This is a genomic window from Escherichia sp. MOD1-EC6300, assembly GCF_002965045.1.
In the GTDB taxonomy this organism is placed as follows: domain Bacteria; phylum Pseudomonadota; class Gammaproteobacteria; order Enterobacterales; family Enterobacteriaceae; genus Escherichia; species Escherichia coli_F.
In genome coordinates this window covers 23,015-38,873 of sequence record NZ_PTRH01000013.1, presented here as the reverse complement: position 1 = coordinate 38,873, position 15,859 = coordinate 23,015, and the positions used below count along the sequence as shown (strand labels likewise).

Here is a 15,859-nt window from a genome sequence, read left to right as displayed (position 1 = left end):
ACATTCACTCTATTTCAGAGAAATATCCGTTAAATTGATAAATTAAATAAATAATAAACCCATAATCATTTATTGTAATTATGGGTTTATAGATAATATAAATTTACTTATTTAGCGCCGCACGAATAATTGGCCCTATTTTTTCAAACGCCATCGGCGAGATAATATCCACATGCGCGCAATCATGACGATAGATATCCAGCTCCGCAATCCATGGTGCCCAGGCCCGTTCGGGAGTCATCCCCTCCTGAAGCGTGCGTTCGGCAACAAACAGCGTCGCTTTTCCATCAAACGGAACACTATGGGCAGTGGTCAACAAGCGCACTGCATCAGCGTAGTTGCCTTCAATGGTGGTAAACAGCTCCGTTGAAGTATTTCCCTGCTGTGCCGCCAGGAAAGCTTCACGTTCGCGGTTAATCTCCGCCAACACTTCCGGGTCCAGACCATTAGCTTCTTTTTCCTGCCAGTTCTGCGTTTCTGGCGGCCAGGTATCCAGCAAGCCAAGAAATGCCACCTGTTCGCCACGGGCACGCAGCCGTGCCGCAATCCCCTGCGCCAGCGTACCGCCCAGCGAATACCCCAGCAGGTAATAAGGGCCGTGCGGTTGTTGTTCAAGTAACGTTGCCAGATGCGCTTCGCAGACTTCATCCAGGTTTGCCGCCGTCTGCATGGGGCCATGAGGGCGCGGAGACTGGATGCCAATAATCGACCATTGAGGATCGAGATAACGCGAGAGCACGCTAAACTGCCAGGCAAAACCAGATGCTGGATGGAAACAAAACAGCGTCGGGCCATTACCTTCACGCAACGGCAGGATGGTTTCAAATCCCATGCGCTGGGTGCTGTCTTCTTCACCATCAATAACCGTTGCCAGTTTGGCGACGGTTGACGCGACCATCACCTGCCCCGGCGTCACCTGACGGGCAAACTGTCGACTGAGTTGTGCTGCCAGTTTCATTGCCAGTAGCGAATGACCGCCAAGCGCGAAGAAATCAGCGTCAGCATCCTGCACGTCACAACCCAGCAATGACGAGAACGCCGCGGCGATAATCGTTTCACTGCCCGCTTTCGGCGCACGCCCCGACGCTTGTGCCTTCAGTTCCGGCAACGGTAAGGCTTTGCGATCCAGCTTACCGTTGGCGCTAAGTGGTAACTGCGGCAGTTGCAGCAGAACCACGGGCACCATATGCGGTGGCAATTTTTCGCGAAGCTGCGCCTGCAATGCGCTGGTATCCAGCGGCAGGCCCGATTGCGACACCAGATAGCCCACCAATTGACGCGCATCCCCTCCGGTGGCTGCCGCCTGATTAATCACACAAGCGTGGGTAACTGCTTGCTCGACATCCGGCAGCGCCTGCATCACACGATCGATTTCGCCCAGTTCAATCCGCTGACCACGAATTTTTAGCTGATCATCACTACGCCCGAGATACTCCGCCGCGCCGTTATCCAGCCAGCGGGCAACATCTCCGGTACGGTACATGCGTTCACCGGGCGCGAAAGGATCGGCAATAAAGCGGCTGGCGGTCAGATCGGGTCGTCCAAGATACCCCTGCGCCAGTTGAATACCGGTGAGATAGAGATCGCCTGCCACACCCGGCGGCACCGGATGCATCATCGCATCGAGAATGCGCAGGCCCGTGTTCCACACCGGGTAGCCAATCGGCACACTGCTGCCGCGTACCGCTGCAAGTTCAGCACCAAAGGCTGGATACCAGCTCACATCCACCGCCGCTTCCGTCGGGCCATAAAGATTATGTAACGGCGCGCCGGTTAACTGCTGCCATTCGCGACATAAATCGGCTGGTAAGGCTTCTCCGCTACAGAAAACCTGTTTCAACGTCGCGCAACTCTGGCGAGCGGTTTCCGACGTCAGCGAAGCAACAAACGCCGCCAGCATCGACGGCACAAAATGCGTGGTCGTTACGCCATATTCGGCAAAGAATTGTTGCATAGCGAGCGGATCGCGGTGCGCTTCCGGTTCAGCCATCACCAGTTTCGCCCCAGCAATAAACGGCCAGAAAAACTCCCACACCGAGACATCAAAACTGCACGGCGTTTTTTGGGCAACAACATCTTCGCCTGTGAGCGGGTAGTGGTTTTGCATCCATAACAGGCGGTTAACGATAGCCGTCTGCCCGACCATCACCCCTTTCGGCCTGCCGGTGGAACCGGAGGTAAAGATGATATAAGCCGTGTGGTGCGGTTGTGAAAGTTGCAGCGGCGCACTGCCCTGCGGTGTAAGCGGGGCGTTATAGCAAAGACTGGTTAAATTGGGGATATCGCTAAAGCGCGGCAGTTGATCATCGGTGGTGATTAACAGTGACGGACGCGCATCTTCCAGCATCATTTTCAGGCGATCGTCCGGATAGCCCGTATCCAGCGGTAGCCAGGCCGCACCTGCTTCAACTATCGCATGTAGCGCCATAGTCAAAAAGACCGAGCGCGGTAGTGCCACCGCTACGCTGTCGCCAGGTTTAACGCCGCGCTCACGCAGCAGATTCGCCAGCGCCACCACCTGCTCGCGCATTTCCCGATAGCTAAACTGGTAACGCGCATCTGCCAGCGCCGGAGCATCCGGTGTTTTTGCCGCTTGTTCTGCCACCAGCGCGCTAAGCGTAGTTTCTGGAATCTCAACCTGAGTGGCGTTGATCTGCGCCAGCTGTGCATACTCTTCTGGCAGCAGAATATCGACATCGCCGCACAACCGCGCCGGATCCGCGGCAAACTGCGCCGTCAGCATTTTCAGCCGTTCAGCATGCTTGATTAACGTTGGCTCATCGTAACGCTGTTTATTGGCGAGGATCTCAATACTCAAATCACCGTTTTCATCCGGGAAAAGGGCCAGTTCAAGGTCATTAACCGGACCGGTTGCCAGGGTATGGGTTTGCGTCTGTACCCCCGGAATATCTAACTGATAATCAAATACTTTAATATTGAGCACCGGACCGAACAGCGGTTCCTCTCCCGCCGCGCGCCCGCTGTCACGGACAATTTGTTCGGCATCGTAACGTTGATGACGACGCATTTTTTTCAGTTGAGCGGCCAGTCGGGATGCCAGTTGCGGCAATGTTTCTTGTGCCTCAATGTGAATACCCAACGGCAACACGTTGAGCACAGGTCCGGTAGCCGTCAGCGCAGCTGAGCCCAGTCGACGCATAAAGATAAATCCGGCGGCATAGTCCATGTGGTTGCACAATCGCCCCAGCCACAAAGCCGCCAGCGCAAGGGCTATATCGGTACGTTGTACACCTGAAAGTTGCGTAGCCAACTGGCGGAATTCCCCGCCGTTAAATTCCAGTTTCAGACGCAAAATATCTGCCGAGGCGCTGCGCCCAGGTAAAGGGGCTGGAGAAAGTGACGCGGGCGGTGGTAGTTGACGACGTTGCTCCGCCCAGAATGCCGCATCACGCTGCCAGGCTTCGCTTTCGCGATACTGCTGGTACTCTTCCACGACATCAGCGAAAGGCGTAAACGGCGAAGCCGGTGTTGGTTCGCCACGCATCCATGCACAGTAAATGTTGGCGATCTGGCGGGTAATGACCGGGAAACTGAAGCCATCGACCAGCAAATGGTGGTAACGCTGATACCAGTACCAGCGGTTATCTGCCACCTGTATCAGTTGATGAAAAACCAGAGGTTTACCGCTATCGACGCGCAGATCTTGTTGCAAATCCGCCTGCATTAATGCCTGCGCAATACCGTGCGGATCAATGTTAGTTCGCAGGTCGATAATTTCTGGCAGTTCGAACGTCAGCGCATCATCGACCCATTGCCAGACTTCGCCGTTATCTTCCGTAAAACGCATCCGCAGCGTATCTGCTTGCGCTAATCCGGCAACCACCGCGCGAGCCAGTAATGGCGCATCAACATCTCCGGTTAACTCAACGTAATGCGCCACGCTCCAGGCGGAGGGTAAATCCGACAGTTTTTCTGCCATCCAGATGCCGGGCTGTGCGGCAACTAAAGGTAAATGCTGGCTCATTGCGCCTCCTGCTGCTGGATGAAATTCGCCGGTGTCAGAGTACGCCAGTGGGCGTCCAGCCACTGCTGGCAGGACGCCTGTGACTGCGGCTGACACACAACATCCCAGCCTGCCGGTAAGGCGCACTGTTGCGGCCACAGACTGAATTGCCCCTGCGCATTGCGTAAAATGTAAAACACGCCCTGCGGATCATCGAAGGGATTACTGAATGCCATATTCAACTCCTGTCATGGAAAAGTGGTTGCCAGAGGTCGATTAGCCCCTGCATCAAGCCACCGCGCCAACAAAGCGCATCATGTCCGCCGTCAACCTGACGCCAGAAAATGGATTCTTTTAGGGGGGGTAATTGCGCATACAGCGCCTGATTGGCCCGCATAATCATCGGCTCGCGAAGACCCGCTTCCAGCACAATGCGCAGACCTTCGGCGCTAACTTCACCAGCTTTGAGCTGTTCAAGTAACATGCCCTCTTGCTGACCGCTCCGGTGCGGCCACCAGTACGATCCCGACTGGCTTAATACACAGCCAAAGCGTTCAGGCCAGTGCAGTCCGGCATACAGCGCGGAAAGCCCACCAAAACTCTGCCCGGCGACCACAGTACGATCGGCGCGATCGCTAAAGGGGGCGATAGTTTTCACCTGGGGTAATAACTCTTGCTGTACTGCCAGCCAGAAATCCGCATTACATGGCAGTTCGTGGGCACGTTGCGTGGTGTCGATAGCGTCGATCAACACGTACACGGCGGGAGGAAGTTGCTGACGATGGGTCAACGAAGTCAGCGCAGGCCAGACGGGCATACTCTGCGCCCAAAATTCGCCATCAAGTAAAACTGCCAGCGGACGTTCTTCTGCTGTTGCATCGCCGGTGGTAAAAATCCATACACGGCGTGAATTTTTCAACCGTTCACTTTTCCAGATAATTTCTTTGGCAGGCGTTTCTGGCGCTTGCGGACAATCCCATCCTGGTTGCAGGGGCGCTTGCGGCATTTCGAGTGCAGAAACAGCGTGCCCTCGCCCGCCTTTCCAGCTTTGTGGATTCAGCGGATCGGCTATCGCCAGGGGTAATAGTTTTCGCCAGCCTTCGCGCAATTCGAGGCGATCAGGTGATGGAGCAGAAAAAATGTCATCACGTTCGGTAGGAATAAAACAGTAGCTGCCGCGCCAGTTGGCATTGAGTTGTGTCGTCCACTGCCAGACATCGGTCCCTGCAATTCGCTGCATCGACTGGGGCTGGCTGTTCTGATGGTGATCGGTCACGCCAGTGATATAGACCCATACGCGCTTTATCGTCGAGTGGTCTTCAGAACCTTGTGGATCACGCCACCAGAAAGTGACCTGATACATTTCGTCATTCAGACGCTGACATTCCGGGCCATGTTTCGACTGCCACCAGCTCTCACTTCCTACTTTTAACGCCGTCACACCATAACCCCATGTTTACTGTGCAATTTTTCATTGATTGCAGAAATATATTGATAATATTATTGATAACTATTTGCATTTGCAATAGCGTAATGGCGCGCCGTGGGAAGCGCGGACATTAATTAACCAACTGCACTGCGTGTCTTTCAGGATCAAAGGTTTTCGCGGTAGCGGGATACGTCGTATTGATGACGACTACGCCCGACAGTTGCAATTCGTGGCAAAAATGCAGGAATAAAACAATGAACAAGAAGATTCATTCCCTGGCCTTGTTGGTCAATCTGGGGATTTATGGGGTAGCGCAGGCACAAGAGCCAACCGATACTCCTGTTTCACATGACGATACTATTGTCGTTACCGCCGCCGAGCAGAACTTGCAGGCGCCAGGCGTTTCGACCATCACCGCAGATGAAATCCGCAAAAACCCGGTTGCCCGCGATGTATCGGAGATCATTCGTACCATGCCTGGCGTTAACCTGACAGGTAACTCCACTAGTGGTCAGCGTGGTAATAACCGCCAGATTGATATTCGCGGCATGGGTCCGGAAAACACGCTGATTTTGATTGACGGTAAGCCTGTCAGCAGCCGTAACTCGGTGCGTCAGGGCTGGCGTGGCGAGCGTGATACCCGTGGTGATACCTCCTGGGTGCCGCCTGAAATGATTGAACGTATTGAAGTTCTGCGTGGTCCGGCAGCTGCGCGTTATGGCAACGGCGCGGCGGGCGGCGTGGTTAACATCATTACCAAAAAAGGCAGCGGCGAGTGGCACGGCTCCTGGGATGCTTATTTCAATGCGCCAGAGCATAAAGAGGAAGGTGCCACCAAACGCACCAATTTCAGCTTGACCGGTCCGCTGGGCGACCAATTCAGCTTCCGTTTATATGGCAACCTCGACAAAACTCAGGCTGATGCGTGGGATATTAACCAGGGCCATCAGTCAGCGCGTGCCGGAACGTATGCCACGACGTTACCAGCCGGGCGCGAAGGGGTGATCAACAAAGATATCAATGGCGTGGTGCGTTGGGACTTCGCCCCTATGCAATCACTCGAACTTGAAGCGGGCTACAGCCGCCAGGGTAACCTGTATGCAGGTGATACCCAAAACACCAACTCCGATTCCTATACGCGCTCGAAATATGGCGATGAAACCAACCGCCTGTATCGCCAGAACTACTCGCTGACCTGGAACGGTGGCTGGGATAACGGCGTGACCACCAGCAATTGGGTGCAGTACGAACACACCCGTAACTCGCGTATACCGGAAGGTTTGGCGGGCGGCACCGAAGGGAAATTTAACGAAAAAGCGACACAAGATTTCGTCGATATCGATCTTGATGACGTGATGTTGCACAGCGAAGTTAACCTGCCGATTGATTTCCTCGTTAACCAGACGCTGACGCTGGGGACTGAGTGGAATCAGCAGCGGATGAAGGACTTAAGTTCCAACACCCAGGCGCTGACCGGAACGAATACCGGCGGTGCTATTGATGGTGTGAGTGCCACCGACCGTAGCCCATATTCAAAGGCAGAAATTTTCTCGCTATTTGCCGAAAACAACATGGAGCTGACTGACAGCACCATCGTAACGCCGGGGCTGCGTTTCGATCATCACAGCATTGTCGGCAATAACTGGAGTCCGGCGCTGAATATATCGCAAGGTTTAGGCGATGACTTCACGCTGAAAATGGGCATCGCCCGTGCTTATAAAGCGCCGAGCCTGTACCAGACTAACCCGAACTACATTCTCTACAGTAAAGGTCAGGGCTGCTATGCCAGCGCGGGCGGCTGCTATTTGCAGGGTAACGACGACCTGAAAGCGGAAACCAGTATCAACAAAGAGATTGGGCTGGAGTTCAAACGCGACGGCTGGCTGGCTGGCGTCACCTGGTTCCGTAACGATTATCGCAATAAGATTGAAGCGGGCTATGTGGCTGTAGGGCAAAACGCAGTCGGCACCGATCTCTATCAGTGGGATAACGTGCCGAAAGCGGTGGTTGAAGGTCTGGAAGGATCGTTAAACGTACCGGTTAGCGAAACGGTGATGTGGACCAACAACATCACTTATATGCTGAAGAGTGAAAACAAAACTACGGGCGACCGTTTATCGATCATCCCGGAATATACGTTGAACTCAACGCTGAGCTGGCAGGCACGGGAAGATTTGTCGATGCAAACGACCTTCACCTGGTACGGCAAGCAGCAGCCGAAGAAGTACAACTATAAAGGTCAGCCAGCGGTTGGCCCGGAAACCAAAGAAATCAGTCCGTACAGCATTGTGGGTCTGAGCGCGACCTGGGATGTGACGAAGAATGTCAGTCTGACCGGCGGCGTGGACAACCTGTTCGACAAACGTTTGTGGCGTGCGGGTAATGCCCAGACCACGGGCGATCTGGCAGGAGCCAACTATATCGCCGGTGCCGGGGCGTATACCTATAACGAGCCGGGACGTACATGGTATATGAGCATTAATACGCACTTCTGATGCTAACGTCAGATTGTTGACAAAGTGCGCGTCGTTCATGCCGGATGCGGCGTGAACGCCTTATCCGGCCTACAAAAATTTTGCCAATTCAATATATTGCAGGATAGTGTAGGCCTGATAAGCGTAGCGCATCAGGCAGTTTTGCGTTTGTCATCAGTCTCTAATATGGTCGACATGAAAACTACGCATACCTCCCTCCCCTTTGCCGGACATACGCTGCATTTTGTTGAGTTCGATCCGGTGAGTTTTCGCGAGCAGGATTTACTCTGGCTGCCACACTACGCACAACTGCAACACGCTGGACGTAAACGTAAAACAGAGCATTTAGCCGGACGGATCGCTGCTGTTTACGCCTTGCGGGAATATGGCTATAAATGTGTGCCCGCAATCGGCGAGCTACGCCAACCTGTGTGGCCTGCGGAGGTATACGGCAGTATTAGCCACTGCGGGACTACGGCATTAGCCGTGGTATCTCGTCAACCGATTGGCATTGATATCGAAGAGATTTTCTCTGTACAAACCGCAAGAGAATTGACAGACAACATTATTACACCAGCAGAACACGAGCGACTCGCAGAATGCGGTTTAACCTTTTCTCTGGCGCTGACACTGGCATTTTCCGCCAAAGAGAGCGCATTTAAGGCAAGCAAGATACAGGCCGCTCAAGGTTTTCTGGATTATCAGATAATTAGCTGGAATAAACAGCAGATCATCATTCGACTAGAGGATGAGCAGTTTGCTGTGCACTGGCAGATAAAAGAAAAAATAGTCATAACGCTGTGCCAACACGATTAATTGACAACATCTGGTACGATTCGCCCGCAGCCATCACTGACCACGGGCGAAAGTGTAAAGCAGGTGCCTTACCATCCTGACCTGACAACCGGATATGCGGGGATTGCTCCCCGCACAACGGCTACTTCTTCGGTTCGTAAGCGAGAACAGCCCTGAACTCAATATTACGTTCCTTTACGGTGAACTCACACAGCGAGTCGCCGACCAGAAGCGTAAATCCCAGCACTGTCAAACACAGCACTATGACTGCCACAAGGGCATATTTCGTCAGCATGTTTATATTGCCTCCATGCGAAGAAGGGACTACCATCCAAATTGTCTGGTTTGGAGTGGCGGCCCCAGGGTTGATAGAAATATCTCCTGGGGCTTCATCTTTCCAGACCTCAGAGTTAACCGGAAAGCTTCAGGCACCCGCCGTTATCTTACCCTTCCTTAGCAAAATGGCTGTTTATTTATACAGTAAATCCTGTTCCGGACTTTTCATTGGTATTATCGCCCATGCCAGTTAAACGAAATCGCCCGCAGCCATTGCTGACCGCGGGCGAAAATGTAAAGCAGGAGCCTTACCATCCTGACCTGACAACCGGATATGCGGGGATTACTCCCCGCACAACGGCTACTTCTTCGGTTCGTAAGCGAGAACAGCCCTGAACTCAATATTACGTTCCTTTACGGTAAACTCACACAGCGAGTCGCCGACCAGAAGTGTAAATCCCAGCACCGTTAAACACAGCACTATGACTGCCACAAGGGCATATTTCGTCAGCATGTTTATATTGCCTCCATGCGAAGAAGGGACTACCATCCGAGTTGTTGAGGTTCGGAGTGGCAGCCCCAGGGTTGATAGAAATATCTCCTGGGGCTTCATCTTTCCAGACCTCAGAGTAAACCTGAAACAGGAAAGCTTCAGGCACCCGCCGTTATCTTACCCTTCCTTAGCGAAATAGCTGTTTATTTATACAGTGAGTCCTGTTTCGGACTTCTGTTGGCAAAACTGATCATTGCCCTTAAAACGACATCGCCCGCAGCCATCACTGACCGCGGGCGAAAGTGTAAAACAGGTGCCTTACCACCCTGACCTGACAACCGGATATGCGGGAATTACTCCCCGCACAACGGCTACTTCTTCGGTTCGTAAGCGAGAACAGCCTTAAACTCAATATTACGTTCCTTCACCGTAAACTCACACAGCGAGTCTCCGACCAGAAGCGTAAATCCCAGCACCGTCAAACACAGCACTATGACTGCCACAAGGGCATATTTCGTCAGCATGTTTATATTGCCTCCATGCGAAGAAGGGACTACCATCCAAATTGTTCGGGTTTGGAGTGGCAGCCCCAGGGTTGATAGAAATATCTCCTGGGGCTTCATCTTTCCAGACCTCAGAGTAAACCTGAAACCGGAAAGCTTCAGGCACCCGCAGTCATCTTACCCTTCCTTAGCAAAATAGCTGTTTATTTATACAGTTGGTCTTATTTCGGACTTCTCACTACGCATTAGATCAACCGAAACTAAGCCAGTTTTTCCTTCGCCCCTCAATCATCAAAATTCTCCGCCGCCAGCCAGCTCTGCCATAACCTGGCACATTGCAAAGTAGCCAAACTTCTTCAGTCACAATCAGTTCACCATCACCAAAAAAAAACATTCCAGAACTTCCGCATCTCGCCCAGTCGCTCCCACTTCTATACTCAAATGAAAACGCCAACATAAGAGAAACCTATGCCAATACCCGATTTTCAAGTCTCTGAACCTTTTACCCTCGGTATTGAACTGGAAATGCAGGTGGTTAATCCGCCGGGCTATGACTTAAGCCAGGACTCTTCAACGCTGATTGACGCGGTTAAAAATCAGATCACTGCCGGGGAAGTAAAGCACGATATCACCGAAAGCATGCTGGAGCTGGCGACGGATGTTTGCCGTGATATCAACCAGGCTGCCGGGCAATTTTCAGCGATGCAGAAAGTCGTATTGCAGGCAGCCGCAGACCATCATCTGGAAATTTGCGGCGGTGGCACGCACCCGTTTCAGAAATGGCAGCGTCAGGAGGTATGCGATAACGAACGCTATCAACGAACGCTGGAAAACTTTGGTTATCTCATTCAGCAGGCGACCGTTTTTGGTCAGCATGTCCATGTTGGCTGCGCCAGTGGCGATGACGCCATTTATTTGCTGCACGGCCTGTCACGGTTTGTGCCGCACTTTATCGCCCTTTCCGCCGCGTCGCCATATATGCAAGGAACGGATACGCGTTTTGCCTCCTCAAGACCGAATATTTTTTCCGCCTTTCCCGACAATGGCCCAATGCCGTGGGTCAGTAACTGGCAACAATTTGAAGCCCTGTTTCGTTGTCTGAGTTACACCACGATGATCGACAGCATTAAAGATCTGCACTGGGATATTCGCCCCAGTCCTCATTTTGGCACGGTGGAGGTTCGGGTAATGGATACCCCGTTAACCCTTAGCCATGCGGTAAATATGGCAGGATTGATTCAGGCTACCGCCCACTGGTTACTGACGGAACGCCCGTTTAAACATCAGGAAAAAGATTACCTGCTGTATAAATTCAACCGCTTCCAGGCCTGCCGTTATGGGCTGGAAGGTGCCATTACCGATCCGCACACTGGCGATCGTCGGCCACTAACGGAAGACACCTTACGTTTACTGGAAAAAATCGCCCCTTCCGCAGATAAAATTGGCGCATCGAGCGCGATTGAGGCCCTGCATCGCCAGGTCGTCAGCGGTCTGAATGAAGCGCAGCTGATGCGTGATTTCGTCGCCGATGGCGGCTCGCTGATTGGACTGGTGAAAAAGCATTGTGAGATTTGGGCCGGAGAATAAGTCGGGAATTGCCTTACAGAAGAATATCCCTGACAATGGTGTTTTAACTTACATTTAACAATGTTATGAAACACCCTTTAGAAACCTTAACCACCGCAGCAGGCATTTTGCTGATGGCTTTCCTCTCTTGCCTGCTGCTGCCCGCCCCCGCACTGGGGCTGACGCTGGCACAAAAACTGGTGAGCACGTTCCATCTGATGGATCTTAGCCAGCTTTACACTTTATTGTTTTGCCTGTGGTTTTTAGTGCTGGGCGCAATTGAGTATTTTGTTCTGCGCTTTATCTGGCGACGCTGGTTCTCGCTGGCGGATTAAACGTCGATTATCGCCGTACTTCACGGCATACTTTGCTTATTCTCCTTCGCCTAAAGGAACGTTTATGGATAAGCAATCACTGCACGAAACGGCGAAACGCCTGGCCCTTGAGTTACCCTTTGTCGAGCTTTGCTGGCCTTTTGGCCCGGAGTTCGATGTTTTTAAAATTGGCGGCAAGATTTTTATGCTGTCGTCGGAGCTGCGCGGCGTCCCCTTTATCAATTTGAAGTCCGATCCACAAAAATCCCTGTTAAATCAGCAGATATACCCGAGCATTAAGCCAGGATATCACATGAATAAGAAGCACTGGATTTCAGTGTATCCAGGCGATGAGATCTCCGAAGCGTTACTGCGCGATCTTATCGATGATTCATGGAATTTAGTGGTTGATGGCTTATCTAAACGCGATCAAAAAAGATTGCGCCCAGACTAAAAGCGAAAATCTATAGCGCATTTTTCTCGCTTACCATTTCTCGTTGAACCTTGTAATCTGCTGGCACGCAAAATTACTTACACATGGAGTCTTTATGGATATCATTTCTGTCGCCTTAAAGCGTCATTCCACTAAGGCATTTGATGCCAGCAAAAAACTTACCCCGGAACAGGCCGAGCAGATCAAAACGCTGCTGCAATACAGCCCATCCAGCACCAACTCCCAGCCATGGCATTTTATTGTTGCCAGCACGGAAGAAGGCAAAGCGCGTGTTGCCAAATCCGCTGCCGGTAATTACGTGTTCAACGAGCGCAAAATGCTTGATGCCTCGCACGTCGTGGTGTTCTGCGCGAAAACCGCGATGGACGATGCCTGGCTGAAACAGGTTGTTGACCAGGAAGATGCCGATGGCCGCTTTGCCACGCCGGAAGCGAAAGCCGCGAACGATAAAGGCCGCAAATTCTTCGCCGATATGCACCGTAAAGATCTGCATGATGATGCTGAGTGGATGGCAAAACAGGTTTACCTCAATGTCGGTAACTTCCTGCTGGGCGTTGCGGCGCTGGGTCTGGACGCGGTGCCAATCGAAGGTTTTGACGCAGCAATCCTCGATGAAGAATTTGGTCTGAAAGAGAAAGGCTACACCAGCCTGGTGGTTGTTCCGGTAGGTCATCACAGCGTCGAAGATTTCAACGCTACACTGCCGAAATCCCGTCTGCCGCAAGACATCACCATAACTGAAGTGTAATTCTCCTTTGCCGGGCATCCGCCCGGCTATTTCCCCTCAGATTATCCTGATTTGCATAACCCTGTTTCAGCCGTCATCATAGGCTACTGTTGTATAAAGGAGACGTTATGCAGGATTTAATATCCCAGGTTGAAGATTTAGCGGGTATTGAGTTTGATCACACCACCTCGATGGTGATGATTTTCGGTATTATTTTTCTGACTGCCGTTGTAGTGCATATTATTTTGCACTGGGTAGTACTACGGACCTTCGAAAAACGTGCCATCGCCAGTTCACGGCTATGGTTGCAAATCATTACCCAGAATAAACTCTTCCACCGTTTAGCTTTCACCTTGCAGGGGATTATCGTCAATATTCAGGCGGTATTCTGGCTGCAAAAAGGCACCGAAGCGGCTGATATTCTGACCACCTGCGCGCAGTTGTGGATCATGATGTATGCACTGCTTTCAGTCTTCTCGTTGCTGGATGTTATTTTGAATCTGGCGCAGAAATTCCCGGCGGCGTCTCAGTTACCGCTGAAAGGGATATTTCAGGGGATTAAACTGATCGGCGCGATTCTGGTCGGCATTTTGATGATCTCGCTGCTGATTGGTCAATCGCCAGCGATTCTGATCAGCGGTCTTGGTGCAATGGCTGCCGTGCTGATGTTGGTATTTAAAGATCCGATTCTTGGTCTGGTGGCAGGTATTCAGCTTTCCGCGAACGATATGCTGAAACTGGGCGACTGGCTGGAGATGCCGAAATACGGCGCGGATGGCGCGGTGATCGATATTGGGTTAACCACCGTCAAAGTGCGTAACTGGGACAATACCATTACCACTATTCCTACTTGGTCTCTGGTTTCTGACTCCTTTAAAAACTGGAGCGGGATGTCAGCATCCGGCGGGCGACGTATTAAACGCAGTATCAGCATTGATGTCACCAGTATTCATTTTCTTGATGAAGACGAAATGCAACGTCTGAATAAAGCGCATTTGTTAAAACCTTATTTAACCAGCCGCCATCAGGAAATTAATGAGTGGAATCGCCAGCAAGGTTCTACGGAGTCGGTATTAAACCTGCGTCGAATGACCAATATTGGAACCTTTCGCGCCTATCTGAACGAATATCTACGTAACCATCCGCGGATTCGTAAAGATATGACCTTAATGGTACGCCAACTGGCTCCTGGCGATAACGGTTTACCGCTCGAGATCTATGCGTTTACCAACACCGTGGTGTGGCTGGAATATGAAAGTATTCAGGCTGATATTTTCGACCATATATTTGCGATTGTCGAAGAGTTTGGTCTGCGGCTTCATCAGTCGCCAACCGGCAATGATATTCGCTCCCTGGCAGGTGCATTTAAGCAGTAATTAAAAAATCCGCTCTCATCGAATGGATGAGAGCGGATTCAGATGGTTGACTTCGTTTTGTCGGATGCGGCGTGAACGCCTTATTTCCGACGCAGCGTTTTAAACGCCACAAACAGGAATACAATCCACACCGGCAGCAAAATTGCCGACAAGCGCATATCATCCAACGTGCACATCAGCAGCAAAATCATGCCGAGGAAGGCAATGCAGAGATAGTTGCCGAACGGATAGAGCAGCGCTTTAAACTGTGTTTCTCGTCCCTGACGTCGCATCGCCGCGCGAAAACGCAGATGCGCCAGACAGATCATAATCCAGTTCAACAGCAACGTTGCCACCACCAGCGCCATCAGCAGACCAAATGCTTTTTGCGGCAGCAGATAGTTGATCAACACCACCAGCGAAGTGATAGCCCCGGAAAGCATCAGCGAGTTAATCGGCACGCCGCGACGGCTGACGCGAGTCAAAAATTTCGGTGCATTACCCTGCACAGAAAGACCAAACAGCATCCGGCTGTTGGAGTAAACCCCACTGTTGTATACCGATAATGATGCTACCAGAATGACGAAATTCAGCGCAGAAGCCACCACATTGCTGTCGAGATTATGGAAAATCATCACAAACGGGCTACTGTTAGATTTCACTTCCACCCACGGATAGAGCGCCAGTAAAACCACCAGTGAACCGATATAAAACAGCAGGATGCGATAAACCACCTGATTTACCGCTTTTGGAATACTTTTTTCCGGATCGCGCGCTTCAGCGGCAGTAATCCCAATCAGCTCCAGACCGCCGAAGGAAAACATGATCACCGCCAGCGACAAAATCAGCCCATTCCAGCCCGTGGCGAAGAAACCACCGTAGCGCCAGAGGTTGTCGATACTGGCTTTCTCGCCGCCGTGACCAGAAAACAGCAGCCACAGGCCAAAGCCGATCATGCCGATGATCGCCAGCACTTTAATCAGCGCAAACCAGAACTCGGTTTCGCCATATAAGCGCACGTTCACCAGGTTAACGGCGTTGATGATAATAAAGAAGGCGGCAGCCCAAATCCACGTTGGAACATCCGGGAACCAGTACTGCATATAGATGCCCGCAGCGGTCAGCTCAGCCATCCCCACCAGTACGAACATCACCCAGTAGTTCCAGCCTGAGAGAAAGCCCGCAAACGGTCCCCAGTATTTATAGGCAAAGTGGGCAAACGAACCGGATACCGGCTCCTCAACCACCATCTCGCCAAGCTGGCGCATAATCAGGAAAGCAATGATCCCGGCGACGCCGTAGCCCAACAATACAGCCGGACCTGCCATCTGAATCGCCGGGCCAATGCCAAGAAACAGACCAGTACCAATAGCGCCACCCAGCGCAATCAGTTGAATATGACGGTTATGTAATCCGCGATGAAGCGTCGGCTCTTTATTCGACGCAGTATCTTCCGATACGGTTGACGCGTTTTTCACGCCTTTCCCCTGTGTGACTTTTTTGTTGAGG

Annotated in this window: 14 protein-coding genes and 2 pseudogenes; 9 read left to right on the top strand and 7 right to left on the bottom strand. The window is 51.8% G+C overall.

The window, feature by feature from the left end; genetic code table 11:
* Nucleotides 1–103: 103 nt before the first annotated feature.
* The 3 genes from entF to fes are packed head-to-tail and all read right to left on the bottom strand — an operon-like array spanning nucleotide 104 to nucleotide 5,405.
* Nucleotides 104–3,985, bottom strand: coding sequence for an enterobactin non-ribosomal peptide synthetase EntF (gene entF, locus BGE37_RS18385; protein WP_105288302.1), 3,882 nt, complete (start codon nucleotides 3,983–3,985; stop codon nucleotides 104–106).
* Nucleotides 3,982–4,200 carry an MbtH family protein gene (locus BGE37_RS18380; protein WP_000885808.1) on the bottom strand — a complete coding sequence of 73 codons (219 nt, stop codon included), beginning with the start codon at nucleotides 4,198–4,200 and terminating at the stop codon, nucleotides 3,982–3,984. Before BGE37_RS18380 ends, entF begins: the two co-directional genes overlap by 4 nt.
* 2 nt (nucleotides 4,201–4,202) lie before the next feature.
* On the bottom strand, nucleotides 4,203–5,405 hold the full coding sequence (gene fes / locus BGE37_RS18375) for an enterochelin esterase (protein ID WP_105268416.1): 1,203 nt from the start codon (nucleotides 5,403–5,405) through the stop codon (nucleotides 4,203–4,205).
* Nucleotides 5,406–5,647: 242 nt separating this feature from the next.
* Between fes and fepA the strand changes: the two genes are divergently transcribed.
* Nucleotides 5,648–7,888 (top strand): siderophore enterobactin receptor FepA, encoded by a 2,241-nt coding sequence (fepA, locus tag BGE37_RS18370; RefSeq protein ID WP_105288301.1) that lies wholly within the window; start codon nucleotides 5,648–5,650, stop codon nucleotides 7,886–7,888.
* Nucleotides 7,889–8,062: 174 nt separating this feature from the next.
* Nucleotides 8,063–8,683 (top strand): enterobactin synthase subunit EntD, encoded by a 621-nt coding sequence (gene entD, locus BGE37_RS18365; protein ID WP_077756944.1) that lies wholly within the window; start codon nucleotides 8,063–8,065, stop codon nucleotides 8,681–8,683.
* 121 nt (nucleotides 8,684–8,804) lie between these two features.
* Here entD and hokE (BGE37_RS18360) read toward each other — a convergent pair whose 3' ends face one another.
* The gene (gene hokE / locus BGE37_RS18360; protein WP_000956467.1) at nucleotides 8,805–8,957 is read right to left on the bottom strand and encodes a type I toxin-antitoxin system toxin HokE; all 153 of its coding nucleotides are present in this window, start codon (nucleotides 8,955–8,957) and stop codon (nucleotides 8,805–8,807) included.
* Here hokE (BGE37_RS18360) and BGE37_RS25905 point away from each other — a divergent pair.
* Nucleotides 8,926–9,192 (top strand): annotated as a pseudogene (locus BGE37_RS25905) (hypothetical protein). The gene hokE (BGE37_RS18360) and the pseudogene BGE37_RS25905 overlap by 32 nt on opposite strands.
* Nucleotides 9,193–9,299: 107 nt before the next feature.
* Here BGE37_RS25905 and hokE (BGE37_RS18350) read toward each other — a convergent pair.
* Nucleotides 9,300–9,452, bottom strand: coding sequence for a type I toxin-antitoxin system toxin HokE (hokE, locus tag BGE37_RS18350; RefSeq protein WP_000956467.1), 153 nt, complete (start codon nucleotides 9,450–9,452; stop codon nucleotides 9,300–9,302).
* A 350-nt stretch (nucleotides 9,453–9,802) separates the two neighbouring features.
* Nucleotides 9,803–9,955 (bottom strand): type I toxin-antitoxin system toxin HokE, encoded by a 153-nt coding sequence (gene hokE, locus BGE37_RS18345; RefSeq protein WP_000956465.1) that lies wholly within the window; start codon nucleotides 9,953–9,955, stop codon nucleotides 9,803–9,805.
* On the opposite strand from hokE (BGE37_RS18345), the pseudogene BGE37_RS25900 reads away from it, so the two are divergent.
* From BGE37_RS25900 to ybdG, 6 genes and pseudogenes are all read left to right on the top strand, one after another.
* Nucleotides 9,924–10,183: pseudogene (locus BGE37_RS25900) on the top strand (hypothetical protein). The gene hokE (BGE37_RS18345) and the pseudogene BGE37_RS25900 sit on opposite strands and share 32 nt — an antisense overlap.
* A gap of 219 nt (nucleotides 10,184–10,402) precedes the next feature.
* A complete protein-coding gene (locus tag BGE37_RS18330) occupies nucleotides 10,403–11,521 on the top strand; it encodes a YbdK family carboxylate-amine ligase (RefSeq protein ID WP_001122261.1) in 1,119 nt (372 codons plus the stop codon).
* A gap of 65 nt (nucleotides 11,522–11,586) precedes the next feature.
* Nucleotides 11,587–11,835: a DUF1158 domain-containing protein gene (locus BGE37_RS18325; RefSeq protein WP_000682514.1), complete on the top strand. Its 249-nt coding sequence runs from the start codon at nucleotides 11,587–11,589 to the stop codon at nucleotides 11,833–11,835.
* Nucleotides 11,836–11,899: 64 nt separating this feature from the next.
* Entirely contained in the window at nucleotides 11,900–12,268 is a 369-nt protein-coding gene (locus BGE37_RS18320; protein WP_105277246.1) for an MmcQ/YjbR family DNA-binding protein, read from the top strand.
* 94 nt (nucleotides 12,269–12,362) lie between these two features.
* Entirely contained in the window at nucleotides 12,363–13,016 is a 654-nt protein-coding gene (gene nfsB, locus BGE37_RS18315; RefSeq protein WP_105277245.1) for an oxygen-insensitive NAD(P)H nitroreductase, read from the top strand.
* Nucleotides 13,017–13,123: 107 nt separating this feature from the next.
* On the top strand, nucleotides 13,124–14,371 hold the full coding sequence (gene ybdG, locus BGE37_RS18310) for a mechanosensitive ion channel YbdG (protein WP_001153126.1): 1,248 nt from the start codon (nucleotides 13,124–13,126) through the stop codon (nucleotides 14,369–14,371).
* Between the two features lie 80 nt (nucleotides 14,372–14,451).
* Here ybdG and pheP read toward each other — a convergent pair whose 3' ends face one another.
* Nucleotides 14,452–15,828: a phenylalanine transporter gene (gene pheP / locus BGE37_RS18305; RefSeq protein ID WP_000786299.1), complete on the bottom strand. Its 1,377-nt coding sequence runs from the start codon at nucleotides 15,826–15,828 to the stop codon at nucleotides 14,452–14,454.
* Nucleotides 15,829–15,859 lie beyond the last annotated feature (31 nt).